The sequence below is a fragment of the Ruegeria sp. CDSA079 genome (genome assembly GCF_059612245.1).
On sequence record NZ_JBXWQF010000009.1, the window covers coordinates 63512 to 81247 of the forward strand.

Annotated in this window: 19 protein-coding genes and 1 pseudogene; 15 read left to right on the top strand and 5 right to left on the bottom strand. The window is 54.0% G+C overall.

The window, feature by feature from the left end:
* The gene (locus AC2FJZ_RS11660; RefSeq protein ID WP_496777694.1) at positions 1-1221 is read right to left on the bottom strand and encodes an APC family permease; all 1221 of its coding nucleotides are present in this window, start codon (positions 1219-1221) and stop codon (positions 1-3) included.
* A gap of 261 nt (positions 1222-1482) precedes the next feature.
* On the opposite strand from AC2FJZ_RS11660, the gene AC2FJZ_RS11665 reads away from it, so the two are divergent.
* The 3 genes from AC2FJZ_RS11665 (at position 1483) to AC2FJZ_RS11675 (ending at position 3004) form a co-directional block, all read left to right on the top strand.
* Positions 1483-1953 (top strand): c-type cytochrome, encoded by a 471-nt coding sequence (locus AC2FJZ_RS11665; RefSeq protein ID WP_496777696.1) that lies wholly within the window; start codon positions 1483-1485, stop codon positions 1951-1953.
* 133 nt (positions 1954-2086) lie between these two features.
* Complete coding sequence (locus AC2FJZ_RS11670; RefSeq protein WP_496673742.1) at positions 2087-2536, top strand: phasin family protein; 450 nt, start codon at positions 2087-2089, stop codon at positions 2534-2536.
* Between the two features lie 60 nt (positions 2537-2596).
* Positions 2597-3004, top strand: a complete 408-nt coding sequence (locus AC2FJZ_RS11675; RefSeq protein WP_496673739.1) for a universal stress protein — start codon at positions 2597-2599, stop codon at positions 3002-3004.
* Positions 3005-3275: 271 nt separating this feature from the next.
* Here the strand turns inward: AC2FJZ_RS11675 and AC2FJZ_RS11680 are convergent, their stop codons facing one another.
* Positions 3276-3788 (bottom strand): redoxin domain-containing protein, encoded by a 513-nt coding sequence (locus AC2FJZ_RS11680; protein WP_496777698.1) that lies wholly within the window; start codon positions 3786-3788, stop codon positions 3276-3278.
* A 58-nt stretch (positions 3789-3846) separates the two neighbouring features.
* Positions 3847-4596 (bottom strand): hypothetical protein, encoded by a 750-nt coding sequence (locus AC2FJZ_RS11685; protein WP_496777700.1) that lies wholly within the window; start codon positions 4594-4596, stop codon positions 3847-3849.
* Positions 4597-4682: 86 nt separating this feature from the next.
* Here AC2FJZ_RS11685 and AC2FJZ_RS11690 point away from each other — a divergent pair, with 86 nt between their 5' ends.
* From AC2FJZ_RS11690 to AC2FJZ_RS11700, 3 genes and pseudogenes are all read left to right on the top strand, one after another.
* A complete protein-coding gene (locus tag AC2FJZ_RS11690) occupies positions 4683-5228 on the top strand; it encodes a MarR family winged helix-turn-helix transcriptional regulator (protein WP_377189551.1) in 546 nt (181 codons plus the stop codon).
* A complete protein-coding gene (locus tag AC2FJZ_RS11695) occupies positions 5225-5923 on the top strand; it encodes an MOSC domain-containing protein (RefSeq protein ID WP_496777702.1) in 699 nt (232 codons plus the stop codon). The genes AC2FJZ_RS11690 and AC2FJZ_RS11695 overlap by 4 nt, the downstream gene beginning before the upstream one ends.
* A gap of 379 nt (positions 5924-6302) precedes the next feature.
* Positions 6303-6846 (top strand): annotated as a pseudogene (locus AC2FJZ_RS11700) (IS5 family transposase); the annotation flags it as partial.
* Positions 6847-6997: 151 nt separating this feature from the next.
* Here AC2FJZ_RS11700 and AC2FJZ_RS11705 read toward each other — a convergent pair.
* Complete coding sequence (locus AC2FJZ_RS11705) at positions 6998-8020, bottom strand: permease (protein ID WP_496777703.1); 1023 nt, start codon at positions 8018-8020, stop codon at positions 6998-7000.
* 85 nt (positions 8021-8105) lie between these two features.
* On the opposite strand from AC2FJZ_RS11705, the gene AC2FJZ_RS11710 reads away from it, so the two are divergent.
* From AC2FJZ_RS11710 to AC2FJZ_RS11720, 3 genes are all read left to right on the top strand, one after another.
* Positions 8106-8963 carry a LysR substrate-binding domain-containing protein gene (locus AC2FJZ_RS11710; RefSeq protein WP_496777704.1) on the top strand — a complete coding sequence of 286 codons (858 nt, stop codon included), beginning with the start codon at positions 8106-8108 and terminating at the stop codon, positions 8961-8963.
* 385 nt (positions 8964-9348) lie between these two features.
* Positions 9349-10836 (top strand): autotransporter outer membrane beta-barrel domain-containing protein, encoded by a 1488-nt coding sequence (locus tag AC2FJZ_RS11715; RefSeq protein ID WP_496777706.1) that lies wholly within the window; start codon positions 9349-9351, stop codon positions 10834-10836.
* A gap of 209 nt (positions 10837-11045) precedes the next feature.
* Positions 11046-11642 (top strand): redoxin domain-containing protein, encoded by a 597-nt coding sequence (locus tag AC2FJZ_RS11720; RefSeq protein WP_496777707.1) that lies wholly within the window; start codon positions 11046-11048, stop codon positions 11640-11642.
* Between the two features lie 24 nt (positions 11643-11666).
* Here AC2FJZ_RS11720 and AC2FJZ_RS11725 read toward each other — a convergent pair whose 3' ends face one another.
* Positions 11667-12335 (bottom strand): GntR family transcriptional regulator, encoded by a 669-nt coding sequence (locus AC2FJZ_RS11725; RefSeq protein ID WP_050605418.1) that lies wholly within the window; start codon positions 12333-12335, stop codon positions 11667-11669.
* Between the two features lie 322 nt (positions 12336-12657).
* Here AC2FJZ_RS11725 and AC2FJZ_RS11730 point away from each other — a divergent pair, with 322 nt between their 5' ends.
* From AC2FJZ_RS11730 to AC2FJZ_RS11755, 6 genes are all read left to right on the top strand, one after another.
* Positions 12658-13632 (top strand): TRAP transporter substrate-binding protein, encoded by a 975-nt coding sequence (locus AC2FJZ_RS11730; protein ID WP_050605417.1) that lies wholly within the window; start codon positions 12658-12660, stop codon positions 13630-13632.
* Between the two features lie 76 nt (positions 13633-13708).
* Positions 13709-14242, top strand: coding sequence for a TRAP transporter small permease (locus tag AC2FJZ_RS11735; protein ID WP_496777709.1), 534 nt, complete (start codon positions 13709-13711; stop codon positions 14240-14242).
* Positions 14243-14244: 2 nt separating this feature from the next.
* Complete coding sequence (locus AC2FJZ_RS11740) at positions 14245-15531, top strand: TRAP transporter large permease (protein WP_050605415.1); 1287 nt, start codon at positions 14245-14247, stop codon at positions 15529-15531.
* A 19-nt stretch (positions 15532-15550) separates the two neighbouring features.
* The gene (locus AC2FJZ_RS11745) at positions 15551-15970 is read left to right on the top strand and encodes a GlcG/HbpS family heme-binding protein (protein ID WP_170558403.1); all 420 of its coding nucleotides are present in this window, start codon (positions 15551-15553) and stop codon (positions 15968-15970) included.
* A gap of 25 nt (positions 15971-15995) precedes the next feature.
* Positions 15996-16868: an NAD(P)-dependent oxidoreductase gene (locus AC2FJZ_RS11750; RefSeq protein ID WP_496777711.1), complete on the top strand. Its 873-nt coding sequence runs from the start codon at positions 15996-15998 to the stop codon at positions 16866-16868.
* Positions 16869-16922: 54 nt separating this feature from the next.
* The gene (locus AC2FJZ_RS11755; RefSeq protein WP_496777713.1) at positions 16923-17666 is read left to right on the top strand and encodes an SDR family NAD(P)-dependent oxidoreductase; all 744 of its coding nucleotides are present in this window, start codon (positions 16923-16925) and stop codon (positions 17664-17666) included.
* Positions 17667-17736 lie beyond the last annotated feature (70 nt).

Genomic DNA, 17736 nt, shown 5'->3' on the forward strand with positions numbered 1-17736 from the left:
TCAGAGAAATCCGGCACCAAAAAGCAGAGTGCTGGTCAGCACCCCAAGGATTGGCACAACAAGAGGTACGCGGAAATGTTCCCGAGTTGACCCTGGCCGGGACTTCAGCAATATCAGCGAGACGTTGACCAAAACAAACACTCCCAAAACGATCTGGGATGTGCGTTCCGCTAGTATGCCGATTGGCAGAGTTTGCGTCAGCAGAAGGATTATCGCAACTACCAACAGGGTTGCGACGACCGGTGTTTGGGTAACCTGCGGGACAGTCGCCAGTATTTTCGGAAGATGATCCCGGTCGGCAAGACCATAGATCACCCGCGACGCCATAATCATCTGGATCAAGACGCCATTGACTGTTGCAACAACCGCGACTGCGGCGAACCCTTGTTTGATTACTTCGGGTGCGTCGAAGAAAACCAGCGTGAGTGGGGCGGCCGAGGTCGACAAGGTATGGATAGGAACAACGAGCAGGACCGTGATCGAGGTCGCTAGATACAAACCCGTCGCCAAAACGAGCGTCAAAAGGATAGCCTTTGGAATTGTGTGGGTTGGGTCTTTTACCTCTTCGGCGACGTTTGCCATGTCCTCAAAGCCGACGAAGGCAAAAAATGCCAGCAGAGATGCCGCCATAATACCGCGCCAGGTACTGAGCTCGAGTCCCGGAATCATCTCACTAATTTCATGGCCTTGCGGTTCATGCACCGACATGCCCCAGCCAATCACAAAAAGAAGCCCCGCGATCTCGATGACCGTGATCACGGCTGCCACAAATACCGATTGTGTAATGCCCCAGAGTGCAATCAGCCCCATGACCGACACAACGCCGATCGTAAGCAATGCGGTGCCAAGCCCCGTCAGGGTGTGAAGGTATGAGGCCGCCCCAATCGCGACAGCCGAGGCTGAAATAATCCCAGACGCAGCAACGGCAAGACCGATTAGAACCGCCATCCAGCCCCTTTGAAATCCCGCTTCAACGTATGCCGCTTCACCCGCGCTTACGGGAAAGCGTGTCGCGAGTTCGGCGTACGACAAAGCCGTCAGCGAAACGACGAGCGCTGCAACAAGAAACGAAACTGCAGCATAAGGGCCCGCGACCTCGGCGGTTGCGCCGACGAGCACATAAATTCCCGCACCGACGGTAACACCGAGCCCATATAATGTAAGCAACGGGGTGGTGAGAGAGCGTCGGAGTTTAGGGGCCGGTGGATCAACTGTATGCATTCACCTCACTCCTTGATGGACAATTGCCTGGGTACCGAAGCTGTGCCGCAAACAAGCACCCCATGATAAACCAAGGGCTCATCATCGCTCATGCCGAGCTTCTTCTGAAACATTCATACTTTGATATGTAATGCCTCATTTGGCATTGATCTATATCATTAGCCGCTAAGACCGATAAACAAAGCGGAACCGACTGAAGCGACCATCCCTTCGTGATGGTTTTTCCAGATGGTACTCAAAGGTTGAATATGAGCGAGATCAATGAAGCATTCATTCGATATCGCGTATTTTCAACTCGAAATGCTGATCTCGGAGGAAGAACAGATGCTAGTTTGTCGCGCACTTCTTTTGTCAATATTTGCTGCAAGTGCTGCACTGGCGCAGGATATAGACCTTCAAAATGGGCACGATCTCTACAGAACTTATTGTTGGCAATGCCATGGTTTCGAGGCCACAGGAGATGGTCCAATGGCGGAGATGCTGGCGATAAGGACGCCTGATTTGACTAGGCTTGCGGCCCAAAACGACGGCGTTTTTCCGATTGAGGCGGTGGCGCGTCAAATTGATGGTCGCGCACCATTGCTCGCGCATGGCGGAGAAATGCCCATTTTTGGACCAGCTTTGGATTCGGACCAAAAAGTTGCGCTGACCATGCCTGACGGCCAGCCGATGTTCGCAGGTGTGCCGTTGGCAAATGTGATTTATTATCTGGAGTCTATTCAAATCGAGTAGGTTGGTACAAATGCCGCCATTAGATTGTAGAGCACCACTGCCCACGTTTGTTAACGCCGGTTGATCTACATTAAGGTTATTTTCTACGAGAATTGGTAACATTCAGCATTGGGAAGATGAGGAGGAATCTCCGATGCCTGAAGAGAAGCCAAAATCAAGTTACTCCAACCCACTTGTCGATGTTTTCAAGCAGATGCAGCCGACTACTACGGCCAATCCGTTTTTAGGCGCTCAGCTTGAGCAATTCTGGGACACGCAGGAGAAATCACTGAAAGAGACAGAGGCCTTTGCTCAGCATTGGTTTGAGAGGCGTCACGAGGCTGTTCGAACCGCGCTTGAAACTGCGCGCTCGGCATCTGCTGCAGACCCGACTGATCCAGCAAAAGCACTGCAATCCATAGCTGAGTGGCAGAAGCACTCAGCCCAACGCCTTGTGGCTGACGCTCAGGAATGGTTCGAAACAGTTGCCCGATGTGCAGCATATGCAGCGGAAACCGAAGTCGAAGCTGTGGAAAAGACAATGGTTGATGTTGCAAGCACAGCTAAGAAGGCGGGCAAATCTCCGAATTCCGATCCGGTATAGAGAGCCGTATCACCACAGAGGTCGGAATGATCGCAACTGGAGCAAAGGAGGGTAGCTAATATGTATAAAAACATTCTGGTACCAGTCGCACTGGACAACGATCACGATACACAGGCCTCATTTGAAGCTGCTCGTTTGCTGGCGAATGCCGATGCGGAATTCACAGTGCTTCATGTGCAGGAACCGATCCCTGCATATGTGGCATCTCAGATACCCGAGGAAGTTCTGGCAAACACGCGAAAAGAGCTGCAGGAAGGCTTACATCGAAACGCTGCAGAGCTACCGGGTGCGACACCGCGGCTTATTTCGGGGAGCGCTGGCCGAGCGATCGTTGATTTCGCAAATGAAAATGACATCGATTGCATAGTGCTGGCCTCACACAAGCCGGGGATCGAGAACATTTTTATTGGGTCGACTGCGAACCGGGTCGTTCACCATGCTAATTGTTCTGTCCACGTGGTCCGCTGAACCGGTCTCTGGTAAGGGCCGCACGTCGATTATGCGGCCGGTTACTCGATATTGCAGACCTTGGCGCAAACGCGGTGAATTTACCCTTTGTCCCGCGACTCGTTCCTTGCCTGGCGAAATCTTGCTGCACCCGACATGAATGGCGGCTGTAACACTGCATTGCCGCGCTAAAGATGATGCCTGCGCGGCAAAATCCGTGCTGCGAGCGCTCGCAGCGCGAAAATCAAATTCACGGGTTGGGGCTCGAAACAGAAGTTCTCCGCGCACAGGATCAATGACTGCTATCCAGCGATTGACCGACAGTGACGGGACCGCTTTTGACCGATACGACCCCTCGTGTCAGAAGGCCGCCAATCTCTGATCCCAATTGCAGTTCAGAAACCTGACCAAGGTGATGCGCAACGATCTGCCCCGCCTGATCTAAAAGGACAAGGCTTGGTGTGCCGCGCATGCCAAAGCGAGACATCGTGTTTGGCAATGGTCCTGCGCCCTGTTTGTCCACGCCGACAGGGAACGTGATGCGATATTCATGCAGGAAAGTTTGCAAAGACACCGGTGTCATAGCGTTGTGATGCTCGAACCCGGTGTGCAGGCCAATTACGGCTACCTTCTCTTCAGAAAACGTCCTCTGAATCGACTGCGCCAAGGGGATACCGTGCAGGACACATCCTGGGCACAGCATTTGAAAGGCCTCAATGACGACAACCCGTCCTTTTAGGTTATCTAGGGTTAGGGGCGTGTCTGTGTTGAACCATTCCCTGACGTCTAACTCTGGTGCTTGCATTTTCCTCGTCCTCAGTAGCAGGCAGCCGCCGTGGGTTCGGCGGCTGCGCAATCGAATGTTAGTGAAGCTTGCCCGGCAGGCTCAGATCGCCGGATGCGACGTCGAAGACATCTGTGACGCACAGCAAGGGCGCATGGATATTAGCGTTCACACGCAAGGCCGAGGTGACACCATCGTAAGCCACGCCATCCAACTCCACATCGCTGGCGAAGCCTGCGTTCACCGAGATTTCAGGGCCGTCGAACAAGGGCGTAAATCCAGGGCTGTCCAGAAAGATCGGAAACCCAGGCCATGTCGCAGGTAGCTTGGGTAAGGAACCTTCGGGGATGTCACGCACCGCAAGCGCGTCGGGTCCGCAAGCTTCGGTCGGGGTCAACACAACCCAGTGGCTGTGCCATTCGATGCCGTCATTGGCCGGATCTCCGTCGCCGTTCTCGTCAAAAAGCGGTGTGTCATCAAAATCTGGATGACTGGTTGCGGCCATTGCAAGGATGCCTGTGTCGCCTTCGAACCCAACGGCCGAAGGGTCCAAAGAAGTAGGCCAAACATAGGACCAGACGTCTGATCCACCGACCTCTCCGGTTGCCACCGGAACTGAGGCGCCAGCCGCTCCATTCGTTGTCATGTGAAAAGTGACGGTGTTTCCATTGCGGTGCGCGTGCGCGGCCAGAATGTCAAAGTCCGCGACTTTACTGGCGTCTGCCGAAGATATGATGGCGCCATCTTGATGGATGGCATGGTTCCCATCAGCAAGAGCTGTGCTGCCGATGAACAAGACCAGAGTGGAAGTGAGCATTGAGAGTTTCATGGGTGTCTCCTGTTAAAAGATAGCGAGTCGCTACTATAGTGAGAAATACATTGCAACTATAATTTCGAGTCGCTACTAAAAGTGTTATGAACACAGATCATCGCATACGCACACTGATCAACCGTCTGGCCCGGATTGATGCTTCCGAAGGATGGGCGGGAGATTTGAACCCGACTCAGAGGATGGCGCTCGAGTACCTCGCTGAGGCGAACATGTTCTCGCGCTCGCCGTCGCATGTTGCAGAATACATCGGAACAACCCGTGGAACGATGTCACAGACGCTCAAAGCTTTGGCGCGCAAAGGCTATGTAGAAGAGCATCGCAAAGAACATGATCAGCGGTCGATTTCCTACGAACTCACAAAGGAAGGGGGCGAGATCGTACGTCAGCCGAACCCTGTTGCTCAGGCAGTAGGAGATATGCCTGCAGAAAACCAAGCCATGCTTGAGCAGGGGCTGATGCAAAGCCTCAGTCTGGCCTTGACCGCAAATGGCGGTCGTTCGTTCGGCCAATGCAAATCCTGCACTCATCATGATGCCACGACTAAAAACGGTTTCTGCAAGTTGTTGGGTATTTCATTGGAGCCCGGAGAGAAAGACAAGATCTGTCTTGAGCACAAGGAAGCCAGATGAACCATCCAGACCTGTCAGCGACTATTGACGACATATTCTTCGGAGAGGTCAAAGATCGCGGGCAAAACAAACCGCCATCAGCCATTCAGAAAGATCGGGTGAACGGGCGGCAAACTATTACCTCGCTTGGATTTTCCGGGGACGCTCAAGCGGATTTGACCGTGCATGGTGGCGAAGACAAAGCCATCCATCATTATGCTTTTGATCACTATTCGGCTTGGCAAGCAGAGGGCCTAATGGCACCCGGCACAATACCAGCGGCGTTTGGTGAGAACATTTCTACGATGGGACTGACCGAGGAAAACCTCTGCATCGGCGACATCCTGTTACTCGGGACGGCGGTAGTTCAAATTAGCCAGGGACGGCAGCCGTGCTGGAAACTTGGGCTACATACAAGGCGCAAGGAAATGCCCTACCAGTTTCAGAAGACGGGCCGAACCGGATGGTACTATCGTGTGCTCGAACCTGGCGAAGTTGGCGCCGGTGATCGGATCACCTTGGCTGAAAGGCCAAATCCGAATTGGTCTGTATTGGCTGTTACACGCGCACGGCTGACCCGTCGCATATCGCCACAAGATGCCGAGGTTTTGTCTCAGATGAAAGAACTTGCTGAAGGTTGGCGACAAGCTTTTGGCAGAATGGCTGAGGGCAATGCCAAGGAGGATACATCGGCAAGGCTTGGAGGCTCCGGATAAGACATCCAACGCGCGTTCAGTCGTGACGTAGTTTCCTCGAGCTTAGTAACCTTCTCAACTCCATGATGGTCAAATCCGCGTTTGTCAGTCGCTGGGTGGAGCAGGCAAGAAATGAGACATCAACTTCAGCATCGATGAAATGCCATTAATCACCTTGGGCCAAAAATGCTTGACGTTTGGGTCAAAATTGAATGACGTGATTGACCTGTTTATTGAGGTTTTGGCCGTCAATTGAGTCAAATATCAGTGACGTTCCAAAGCACTGAAAACATTGAACAATTTCTGTTCAGAGGCTTTTTGCCCCTTATCTGCCACTAATATCCAGCTGCTTTCCGGACCGGCCGTCCGCTGACCTTCTGTGTCCGAACGTCGCACCCCTATCTTCGCTCGGATGATGGCCGGTTTAGCCGCTGAGCACGGCGAGAAAAAGACGGTAATGATCGACGCGACCTATCTCAAGGCACACCGCACCGCGACCAGTATGGCCGCAAAAAAGGGGGCGTGGCCGCCTGATCGGTAGAACCAAGGGGGGCATGAACACCAAGCTGCACGCCATCTGTGATAGCCAAGGGCGTCCGCTCAACCTGTTCGTTACCGCCGGGCAGGTCAGCGATTACATCGGTGCTCGGGCTCTGCTCAGCAGTATTCCAAATGCGGACTGGCTGCTCGGGGATCGCGGCTATGATGCTGACTGGTTCCGAGACGCGTTAAAAGACAAAGGGATACGCGCCTGCATCCCCGGCCGTAAGCAACGCAAGACCCCAGTCAAAAACGACAAACGCCGCTACAAACGCCGCAACAGGATCGAGATCATGTTCGGCAGACTCAAGGACTGGAGGCGCATCGCAACCCGCTATGACCGCTGCCCCAAAGTCTTCCTTTCTGCCATCGCCCTCGCAGCAACCGTCATCTATTGGTTATGAATCCTGACCCTAAGTCCGGCATCAGCTCGCCCAAACGAAACCGTTGAGCAAGTGACTCGCTAACCAGCCATTCGAGACGCGGTTTGAAGACGACCGCAGTGCGGGACTTCGCTGCCGGTCGCTGAACGTCTGCGTCCCGATACGCTGAATCTCAGACGATCCATCCAAAGATACACCCCGCCCCGAGCGACCCCAGAACTGCAAGTAGCAGATAGAGCATGAACGGTTGAAATTTGAGCACCGGTGCGATGGCCATAGCACCCCAGATGCTGACCGCGCCGCCCGAAACAAGGAACGCCATCGCTGCGCCGTCGGACATGCCGTTGTCGATCAACCCTCGTGTCAGTGGGAGCGCAGCGTAACCGTCGAAATAGGCCGGGGCACCGACGAAGACAGCGGCGGGTATGGCCCACCATTTGTCTTCGCCAACATATGCTGCCAGTGCGCCCGGTGTAAGGGCCGCGTTCAGGGCATACTCCGCGGCAAATGCCGGGATCAGGCAAATCAGGATAAGCCGCGTGGTTGCCCAGAACTGTTTGCTGAAAGAATGACGTCGCGCCTCAGACCGCCAGACCCTAGGATCAAAGGGCTGCTCTTCGCCGCATCGTGCAACACTTAGCTGGCGCGCCAGACCATTGTCCCGAAGCGCATTCATGGCCCATGGCGTCTTGGCGAACAGGCCGGTGATCGCGCCGCCGAATAGACCCAATCCGAAAGCGGCAAGCGTCTTGCCAATCGCAAAGCTCAGACCAAGGGTTGCCGCTGTTGTCGCGAGCATTGCGGGGTCCGTTATCGGAGAGGACAGCCAGAAGGCCATGATCGGAGCGAGCGGCACGCCCGCAGCTAGCAAGCCGGCCATCAAAGGCAGCACGGTCACACCGCACACGGGTGTGATGGCTCCAATGAGCGAGGCCGCCAGAACCGTTCTCAGTGTCCTGCCCTCGAAGGCACCAGCGATGTGGGTATCCGCGCCGCTTGCGATGATCCAGGCTGCAAGCACGATGCCCGGAATGACGATGGGGGCCACGACAATCAGGCCCCATAGAACAAACTTTGCTGCGTTTACCGCGTGTTCCGGCCAAGCAAGACAGATGCCTGCCAGCAGCAGCAAAGACACGCCCCACACCAGGGGTTTCCGGTTAGATGGTTGGTGGGCAGCTGTCTGATCTGACATGGGATACTCCTCTGACCTTGAAAAATAGTGCGGCACAAGGCATCTGTGAAACGCATAGTTTCAATTTCCGATATTGGAAAAACAGATGGAAAATCTGGATAGCGATCTTCTGCGAACCTTCGTCGCCGTGGCTGATGCCGGAAGCGTCACGGGCGGTGCTGCCCGCATCCACCGGTCGCAATCTGCGACAAGCCTTCAAATCAAGCGCCTCGAAGCGATCCTGGGTCAGCCGGTCTTTGAAAGGCATGGTCGCGGGGTGGTCCTGAGCGACACGGGACGAAAGCTATTTCCAGTCGCGCAGGAGGTGACGGCACGTCTCGATGTGGCACTACGAGAGATTTCACAGAACACAGTAAGCGGCAAACTGCGTTTGGGCATACCCGACGATCATGGGCGCGCCAGACTTGCGGCGATCATTGCGACTTTTGCCCGTCAACATCCGAAAGTCGAACTGGATGTCACCTGCGCCCTGAGCACAAGTTTTCCAGAAGCCCTCGATAAGGGGGCGCTGGACCTAGCGGTCTATGAGGTTGAAAGCCCATCCAGCCACGAAGAGGTCATCTATGAAGACCCGACATGTTGGGTGTCGTCGGCGCACCGGCTCTTTCGGGCCGATGAAAGCCTTCCAGTGGCCTTGTTCGATCATGCGTGCTGGTGGCGCGACGCGGCGGCCATTTCATTGCAAGCCCGTGGAAAGCCATATCGCGTTGTCTACTCCAGCCAAAGCGTCTCTGGTGTGCTTGCAGCAGTAGAAGCCGGGATCGCAGTGGGTCTGCTCGGCCGCTCCTCGCTGCACGGCGGTCTATCGGTGGTGAACGATGCATTGGGCCTCGGAAACACACCCGCCTCCAAGCTGGTGATGGCATCGAGCAAGCCGAAAGTACAAGGGCCTCAGGACGCTATGAAGGCCGCGATCCGAGCCGCATTTATGGCCAAACCATGAAAAAACCGACCTTCCCTGCACTCTGTTGAATGGGCAAGTCGGGCTCACAGTCAGATTTCGCCGCTCGATGAATGAACTACGGCTGACCAGCAAGGCTCCCTTTGGCTATGACATCATCGAATTGGAAAAGTGGGAACAAAGCCCCATTTCGCCGCGTTTGTTCCAAAGTCAAGTATGGCGAGACCCGAACGAATACCGATTTACACTCAACTGTGCAGCATACGAGTGCGAACAGTCTCGCAAAAAATGAGAGAGGCTTGGCCCATAGCCTCAGACTCCGGTTTAGCGGTGACGCTCTAAGAACGCGTCTTTTTCGGCCTGCGTTGCAACAGCCGCAGGAGTCTACCTGACTGACGACCTGAGCGGCACCATCACGAACTCGGGCGTGATTACGGCTACTGCGATCTCGCGGGATACCGAGGCCGAAGCCTATGGCGTATACGTCGACGAAATCGCAACCGGAGACATCACGAACTCGGGCAGTATCACGGTCACCGCTCAGGGTGGGATGGATGGTGGTGGACTATCACCGGACCAATCAACTGCAATCGGTGTCTACGCCAATGACATGCAGGGATCCTTCTCAAACACAGGCGAGATCACCGCTCATGCGACCGGCGCTTCCGGAACACGTGCTGCCGGTATTCAATTCGACAACTTTGACGGCACGATCGACGGCCTGGGAACTATCCGGGTTTCGGGAAATGACGAGGTTTATGCCGTATATCTCGGGACGGGTTCGGGTACACTCAACGCTGATACCAAAGACGACGTTGCGGGCATGATACGGGTCGACGCACACAACGTAAATCTCGACGCTCAGGGCGGCAGTGCTGTGTTTCACTTTGAAGACGCTACGCCCGGTGCGGGCGATTTCACGACCACAGTGTCCGAAGAGGGCTCAGCCTGGTTTGTTCAGGATGAGGGCGGAGCAGCTCCGGTATACGCAGCTGTCGATGCTGATGATTTTGCGGTTTCAGGTGACGTCGTCGCCTTCTACGGAAGTGTAGTAGGTAGCAGTGGCAACGCGCTGAACTATGACCTGCCACCGCAAGTTGCGCAGGGGGCCACTTTTGCGGGCTTCAGGCCATTTGCGATGATTGATGCGCAATATCGAGAGTTCGACCCTGAAACCGGTAGTGATTTGGACGTATCGCTTTTCAGTGGTAGCGCCGGGGTTGCCGGACAGTTGGACAATGGCCTTGCTTTGGCTGTTGGCATGGGCGTTTTCTCGGCAGATGGAGACAACGAATCCGCAGATTTTGACACGACCGGTTTCTATCTCGACGCTGCTCTGGGCCGGCAGATTGGTGCATACACGCTTGAAGCAGGGTTTGGTTATGGCTGGCTCTCGACAGACCGCACCCGTCAAATCAATGGCAGCATTGATGCACATGCCGATTATGACAGCAGGCTGTTGACAGCGCACATCGCTGTCGAACGCGGGTTCGACGTCAGCGATGATTTTGGGCTGATCGGATTTGCAAACGCACGCTATACCAACCAGAAAGACGATGGCTATACCGAAACACGGTCAAGTGCCAACGCCACGGTTGGAGATGTCACAACCGAAGTCATCGAAGTCCAACTGGGTGTTGAAGCCGAAAAGCTGTTCGGCAATGGTGGAATACTAAGCGGACAGCTGAGCGGAGTTCTGCGGCGCGATCTGGGAACATCAGATGCGAATGTAACCGTGTTCTCCTCGACTCAGTCGCTGATCTTTGCCTCTACCGACTTCACCGGCGCTCGCGTCTCGGTTGGTTACGAGCAGGAGCTTGTTCAGGACATTCGGCTCGAACTGAATGCAGAGCAGGAAATCGGCAACGACGCCCAGGGACCCTTCCTGCGGGCGGGGCTTCGCTGGTCGTTCTAAATCCAAAGATCCCTGCGGCACCCAGTGCGGTGCCGCAGATTTCAGCTCGAAGCTGAACGATGTCGGGCTATTTGACGTATAGTGTTGACCCTTTCACAAGTCTATTTGAGCTTTTCAAGTGGTCGACAATTATCCGAACTTTTTGCGGTTGCCTGAAAGCAATTGTGCAACTTTTTCTTGAGTTTGTGTAAGCCGACATTTCGTCCGAGTTGCGACATTGGTCAAAAAGGGCTCTTATCAGACCTTATCCGCGCAAAGTTATTGTTTATAGGATAAAGGAACGACTCATGACCTCACCCAAACCAAATGTCGGCGCGCAAATCGAGCAAATGAGTTTTTTGAGGCTGGGGTCTGATGACAAGGTTACGATCGGTCAACAAAAAGACCGCTGGACCATGTTGTTTGTTTACCGAGGTAAGCATTGTCCACGCTGCAAGCGCTTCTTGAACAAGTTGAATGTGGCGCTGCCAGCATGGGCTGACGTTATGGACGTTATTGTTGTCTCTGCCGACACCAAAGAAAAAGCTGCGGCAGACAAAGCAGAATTCGGCTGGGAGTTTGATCTTTGCTATGGAATGACCGAAGCGCAAATGCGCGCGCTTGGTCTTTATGTGTCATCACCCCTATCTGATGCGGAAACCACGGGTCTGTTCGCTGAACCTGGCGCGTTTGGTATCCGTCCGAATGGGACGCTGATGCTGGCCGACATCTCTAACGGCCCTGCGGCACGTCCCGATTTGGAAGAGCTTTTGGACGGCATGAAATTCAATATTGATAATGATCGTCCGGAACGAGGAACGGCCTGAGACCACCAGATCGCATGGCCTCGGTTACTCAAAGTAGCCTGGGTGCGTCTTGTGAATGAAGTCGATGGTTTCGTCGAGGCGGGACAAGTGTTTTCTGACAGAGGCTTGCGCTTGGTCATGGTCTCCTGCCGCCATGGCCTCTGCAATCTCTCGGTGATCGGCGAGGATGGCGTCTGCGGCGCTGCCCTTTTCAAGACTGAGCATACAAAGCCGGTCAACCTTTTGCTTGGATTCTAGCATTACATCAAACGCCATCGGATTGCCGCTGAGCACGTAGATCAGTTTGTGAAAATCATAGTCCAGCGCGTGAAATGCCGATAGGTCACCGTCACTGATCGCTTGCTCTTGTAAGGCGAGGTTTTCTGCAAGTTTTGCTTCACGTGTTGCGTCCCAAACTTCCATTGCTCGATGGACGATCTCTAGCTCCACCGCCATTCTAACCAATCGCGCGAGAGCCACACGCTCCATAGAAAATCCTCGAACTACGGTCGCCTTTTGTGGTCGTATCAAGAGCAGATCTTCGTTGCCGAGCCTTGTGAATGCGTTGCGAACAGGTTGGCGTGATACGCCGAATCGGCTGGCTACCTCTGTTTCGGATAGCTTTGTACCGGGAAGAATTTCAAGCGAAACGATCTCGTCGTGTAGCGCTTCATAGACCGCATCGGTTGTGGTTCGTCTGACAATATCTTCCACGGTATGTTGCTTGCGCCCTCTATCTTGGTTGCGTTTCAAATTATAGATTCACCTTTAGATCATTGAAATATATAGAATATTCTATTTGATCTTGCTTGAGTGAACCAATGTAATCCTGTCACCTATCAAATGCCCTGCGCTTTCGACTGTCAAGCAATCTGACATACTAAAAGCCTACAGTTGACATAACTTGGATACTAGTGTCCCTTTAAGGGCAGCAGCGATTCTGGTCCTTGGGGGAAATCGAAAGCTACGTGGCTTACGGTCTCTGAATTTCCATGAAAGCCAAATCCTGTCCAAAATTAATCGGGGAGGAGAACCCATGACTTTCACGAAATCGTTCTTTGCAACTGCGACCGCTGTGGCATTCATTGCAACGTCAGCTTCGGCCGAAAACTGGCGGGCCTGGAACATCCACAACGACGGCCATCCCAACACGGCTGCAATGGACAAGTTTGCCGAACTGGTTGACGCTGCTACAGACGGCGAGGTTACCGTCGATGTGTTCCACGGTGGTGTTCTTGGTTCCCAACCGGATGCCCTTGAACAGGTTCGTATCGGCGCAATCGAGGTTGGTAACTTCAACCTCGGTCCCATTGGCCCAATGGTGAAAGAAGCTAACCTTGTATCGCTTCCTTTCATCTTTAAGGATGTGCCGCACATGTTCCGCGTGCTGGACGGCGAAGCCGGTGAGGTTGTTTCAGCTGCGATGGGTGAAGCAGGCGTTCTGCCACTGGCATGGTTTGATGCCGGTGCGCGTTCTTTCTACAGCCAAAAACCGATCAACACGCCAGCAGATGTCGAAGGCCTGAAAATCCGTGTGATGAACAACGATCTTTATACATCGATGATTTCAGCTATGGGCGGAAACCCGTCTCCAATGGCTTTCTCCGAAGTTCAGCAAGCTCTGAAAACCGGCGTTGTTGATGGTGCGGAAAACAACTTCCCGTCATTCAAAAATGTCGGCCACTTTGAAGTGACCACAAATTATTCTTTATCCGAGCACCTGATTATCCCCGAGTGCATCTGCGTGAACACGGCCAAATTCAATGCGCTGTCTCCTGAACTGCAGGCCGCTGTGCGCGGCGCAGCAGAAGAAGCCGCATTGGTCCAGCGTGAGCTTTGGGCAATCGGCTCTGAGCAAGCGCGTAAAGATGTCGAAGCGGCTGGCATCACAGTCAATGAAATCGCTGACAAAGGCCCATTCCAGTCCGCAATGGATTCGGTTTATGCAGACTACTTGGCTGCAAATCCTGACATGAAAGCGTTGGTAGAAATGGCGCAAGCCACTGAATAAGTTGTCTTAACAGTTCAACTTTGAGCGCCCGGCTCCGCCAATTGGATGCCGGGCGTTTTGTCTCAGAGGAAATCCAATGCAAGAGCCCGACACCCCCCCTGCCGCCATGCGCAACATGGACAGGATTCTTGATCTGCTCGCACGAGTTTGCATGTTGCTGTCTGGCGTCGCCATTGTCGTTATGACAGCGATCTTTGCCTGGCTGGTGTTCGGGCGCTACGTTCTGAATAACACGCCCACTTGGGTCGAGCAGGTTTCACTGCTTTTGGTCATGGTCATCGCGTTTCTCGGTGCGGCTGCGGGTGTGCACAATCACACGCACCTCTCCGTTGTTGTGTTCCGCAATATAGTTCCACCCTCTGCGCGAACGGTTTTCGTCGTGCTCACTGACGTCCTGATGGCGGGTTTCGGTGGCATGATGTTTTGGTACGGGATCGAGTTGACCATATTCAAATGGAACACCCTGATCCCGCTCATCCAATGGTCAGAAGGCTTGCGCTCCTTGCCTCTGACAATCAGCGGCGCTTTGGTGTTCCTTTTTTCCACTGGCCATTTGATCCGCCTGTTTCTGGGCCGAGACGAACGCCAAGACAACATTGATCAGGGATAGTTATGGGACTCATGATTCTGTTGGGGGTTTTTGCCCTTTGTGTCATCATCGGTGCGCCAGTGGCATACGCCCTTGGTATCGCTGCATTGGCTTCCTTTTGGTTTGAAGGATTGCCGATGTTTGTTGGATTCCAGCGTATCGTGTCGGGGATCAACGTCTTTTCCCTAATGGCGATCCCGTTTTTCATCTTTGCGGGCGAGCTGATGTTTCACGGTGGTATCGCGATCCGGTTGGTTCGGTTCGCGCAGGCCGCCGTAGGCGCTGTGCGCGGTGGGCTTGGTATCGTCAATGTCTTCTCGTCCATGTTGTTTGGTGGCATTTCCGGATCGGCAATTGCAGATATCTCGGCGCTTGGGTCAATCCTGATCCCGGTGATGAAAGACAAAGGTTATGATGCCGACTATGCGGTGAACGTCACAGTGACATCATCAATTGCCGGGATCATCATCCCACCCAGCCACAACATGATCATCTTTGCCCTTGCAACCGGCGGTGCAGTTTCAATCTCAAAATTATTCCTGGCCGGTGTTGTTCCCGGTGTCCTTATGTGTTGCTGCCTTGCGATTGCCGCCTATGTCGTGGCGGTCAAGCGCGGCTATCAGGCCGAACAGTTTCCGGGTTGGACCGCACTGGCCATCGCCTTTGTGGGCTCGATCCCTGGTTTGTTGACGGCCGTGATCATTGTTGGAGGGGTCTTGTCAGGCGTCTTTACAGTGACGGAATCCGGCGCGTTCGGGGCAATGTATGCCTTTGTGGTGACGCTTGTTGTCTATCGCAGCCTGTCCTGGGAAAACTTCAAAACCGCCGTTATCTCTTCGGTGCGCACAACGTCTATGGTGATGATCCTGATCGCCTGCGCCGGTGCCTTTGCCTATATGCTGACGTTCAACCGGGTTCCGACAAAAACAGTCGAATTCCTGTTGGGTATCACAGAAAACCCGATCCTGATCTTGTTGATGATCAACGCTGTGCTGTTGCTCTTGGGGATGATCATGGACATGGCCGCGTTAATCCTGATCTGCACACCGATTTTCCTGCCGGTGATGAACATGCTGGGCATCGACCCGCTGCAGTTCGGCATGATCCTTTTGGTGAACCTCGGTCTTGGTCTTTGCACGCCACCTGTCGGGACCTGTCTCTTTGTGGGGTGTGCTGTTGGAAAACTACCGATGGAGAAAGCGGTCAAAACGATTTGGCCTTTCTACCTCGCCATCTTTGCCGCGCTCATGCTGATCACTTTTGTACCGGCAATATCGCTGACGCTGCCGAACCTTATCATTGGCCCCTAAAGCAAAGGAGAATGAGGCGATGCTGACAATAAGGCGCCTGGACATCGATGACGCGGGCAAGTTGATCGCCGGAGCGCGAGCCAAAGCGCAGGAAATCGGCGTGCCGATGTGTATTGCCGTCACAGACGAAAGCGGCAACCTCATAGCGTTTGAACGGATGGATGGTGGCAAAATTACCAGCATCATTTTGGCCATCGACAAGAGTTTCACTGCAACCGGTATCCAAAAAGGAACCGATGCTCTTGGTGAAGCAAATCAGCCTGGCATGGCCGCACACGGTATATCCTCAACGCTGGGCGGACGAATGGTGACCGTTGCAGGTGGCCTTCCCGTGACGGTCGACGGACAGGTGGTTGGCGGGATCGGTGTCAGCTCGGGCTCACCAGCCCAGGATCTCGAAGTTGCACAGGCAGGGGTCACGGCGCTCTGCGAAGCCTAATTGGAAAGAGTTTAAGGAGTCAGATATGACAAAACCCGTCATCGGTTTCATCGGCCTCGGTCTTATGGGCGGCAACATGGCAGAGTGCCTGCAAAACAACAGTTTTGATCTGGTTGTCATGGGTCGAAACAAGGAAGCCGTCGCAGCCACAGTCAACCGCGGTGCTGTAGAGGTTACAACGCCACGAGAGCTTGCTGAAAACAGCGATATCGTGATGCTTTGTGTAACAACATCAGATGTCGTTGAAAACCTGATCTACGGCGATGACGGCATCCTGGCAGGCATCAAGGACAGTGCCGTGGTCATTGACTTTGGCACTTCGATCCCAGCGTCCACTCGCAAAATCGGCGCAGACTTGGCCGCAAAAGGTGCTGGTATGATTGACGCGCCGCTGGGGCGCACGCCCGCGCACGCCAAGGATGGTTTGCTGAACATCATGGCAGCGGGCGATATGGCCACCTTTGAGAAGGTGAAACCTGTCCTGGATGTACTGGGGGAAAATGTCTTTCACCTCGGCGAACTGGGTGCGGGCCATGTGACCAAGCTCATCAACAATTTTATGGGTATGACGACGGCTTGCACCATGAGCCAAGCCTTTGCTGTGGCTGAACGCTCAGGGGTAAACAAACAGCAGCTTTTTGACATCATGTCAGCTGGACCGTCCAGTTCCCCCTTTATGCAGTTTTGTAAGAACTACGCGGTGGATGGTGTCAGCGATTTGGGGTTTTCGATTAACAACGCCAGCAAGGATCTTGGTTACTTCCTGAAGCTGGCCGAAGACGTGGGCACTCGTGCCGAGATCGCTGAAGGAACCGCGAGCAACCTTCAGGCGGCCGCGGACGCAGGCATGGGCGACGGCAACGTGCCGGAAATCTTCGACTATTTTGCCAAGCTTTAGCGTCAGATCCATCAGTCACTCACAGCAGCACCAATTGAACGGGAAAGAACAACCATGAGACTTCAGGGAAAGACCGCAATTGTCACGGGTGGTGGCCGCGATATCGGGCGCGCCTGCGCTGTCAAACTCGCCTCCGAAGGGGTGAATGTCGCGGTGAACTACTTCGCCAGTAGTGTCGGCGCCGAGGAAACCGTAGCCGAGATCAAAAAGATCGGTGGACAGGCGTTTGCAATGCAAGGCGACCTGAACAAACCCGAAGAGGTTGATGCGTTGATCGCCAAGACGGTCGATACCTATGGCAGCCTGGACATTCTGGTGAACAATGCCGGAGGTTTGGTCGCGCGCAAGAAAATCACCGAGATGTCGCTTGAACATTGGCAGGCTGTCATGGATCTCAACCTGACCAGCACGTTTCTTATGGTCAAAGCGGCACTGCTGCATATGAAATCCGGGGCCATTGTAAACATCGCCAGTCAGGCGGGTCGCGACGGTGGTGGCCCCGGTGCGTCGGCTTATGCAACGTCAAAAGGTGGGGTCATGACGCTCACCCGTAGTCTTGCAAAAGAACTGGGTCCCGATATCCGTGTCAATGCAATCTGCCCAGGCATGATCGACACGGATTTCCATAACATCCATACTCCCGATGCAGGCCGTCGCGGGCTAGAAGCTGCTGCGCCGCTCAAACGGCAAGGCCAGTCTCAGGATGTTGCGAACCTCGTGGCGTTTCTAGCAAGCGAGGACTCGGCTTATCTGACCGGGACCAATGTCGATATCAATGGTGGGATGCTTTTCTCGTGACCACTGCAGAACAGGTTACCTAATTGTCGAACGCTACCGTTTGTCAAACTTCGAAGTACTGGAAACCGGA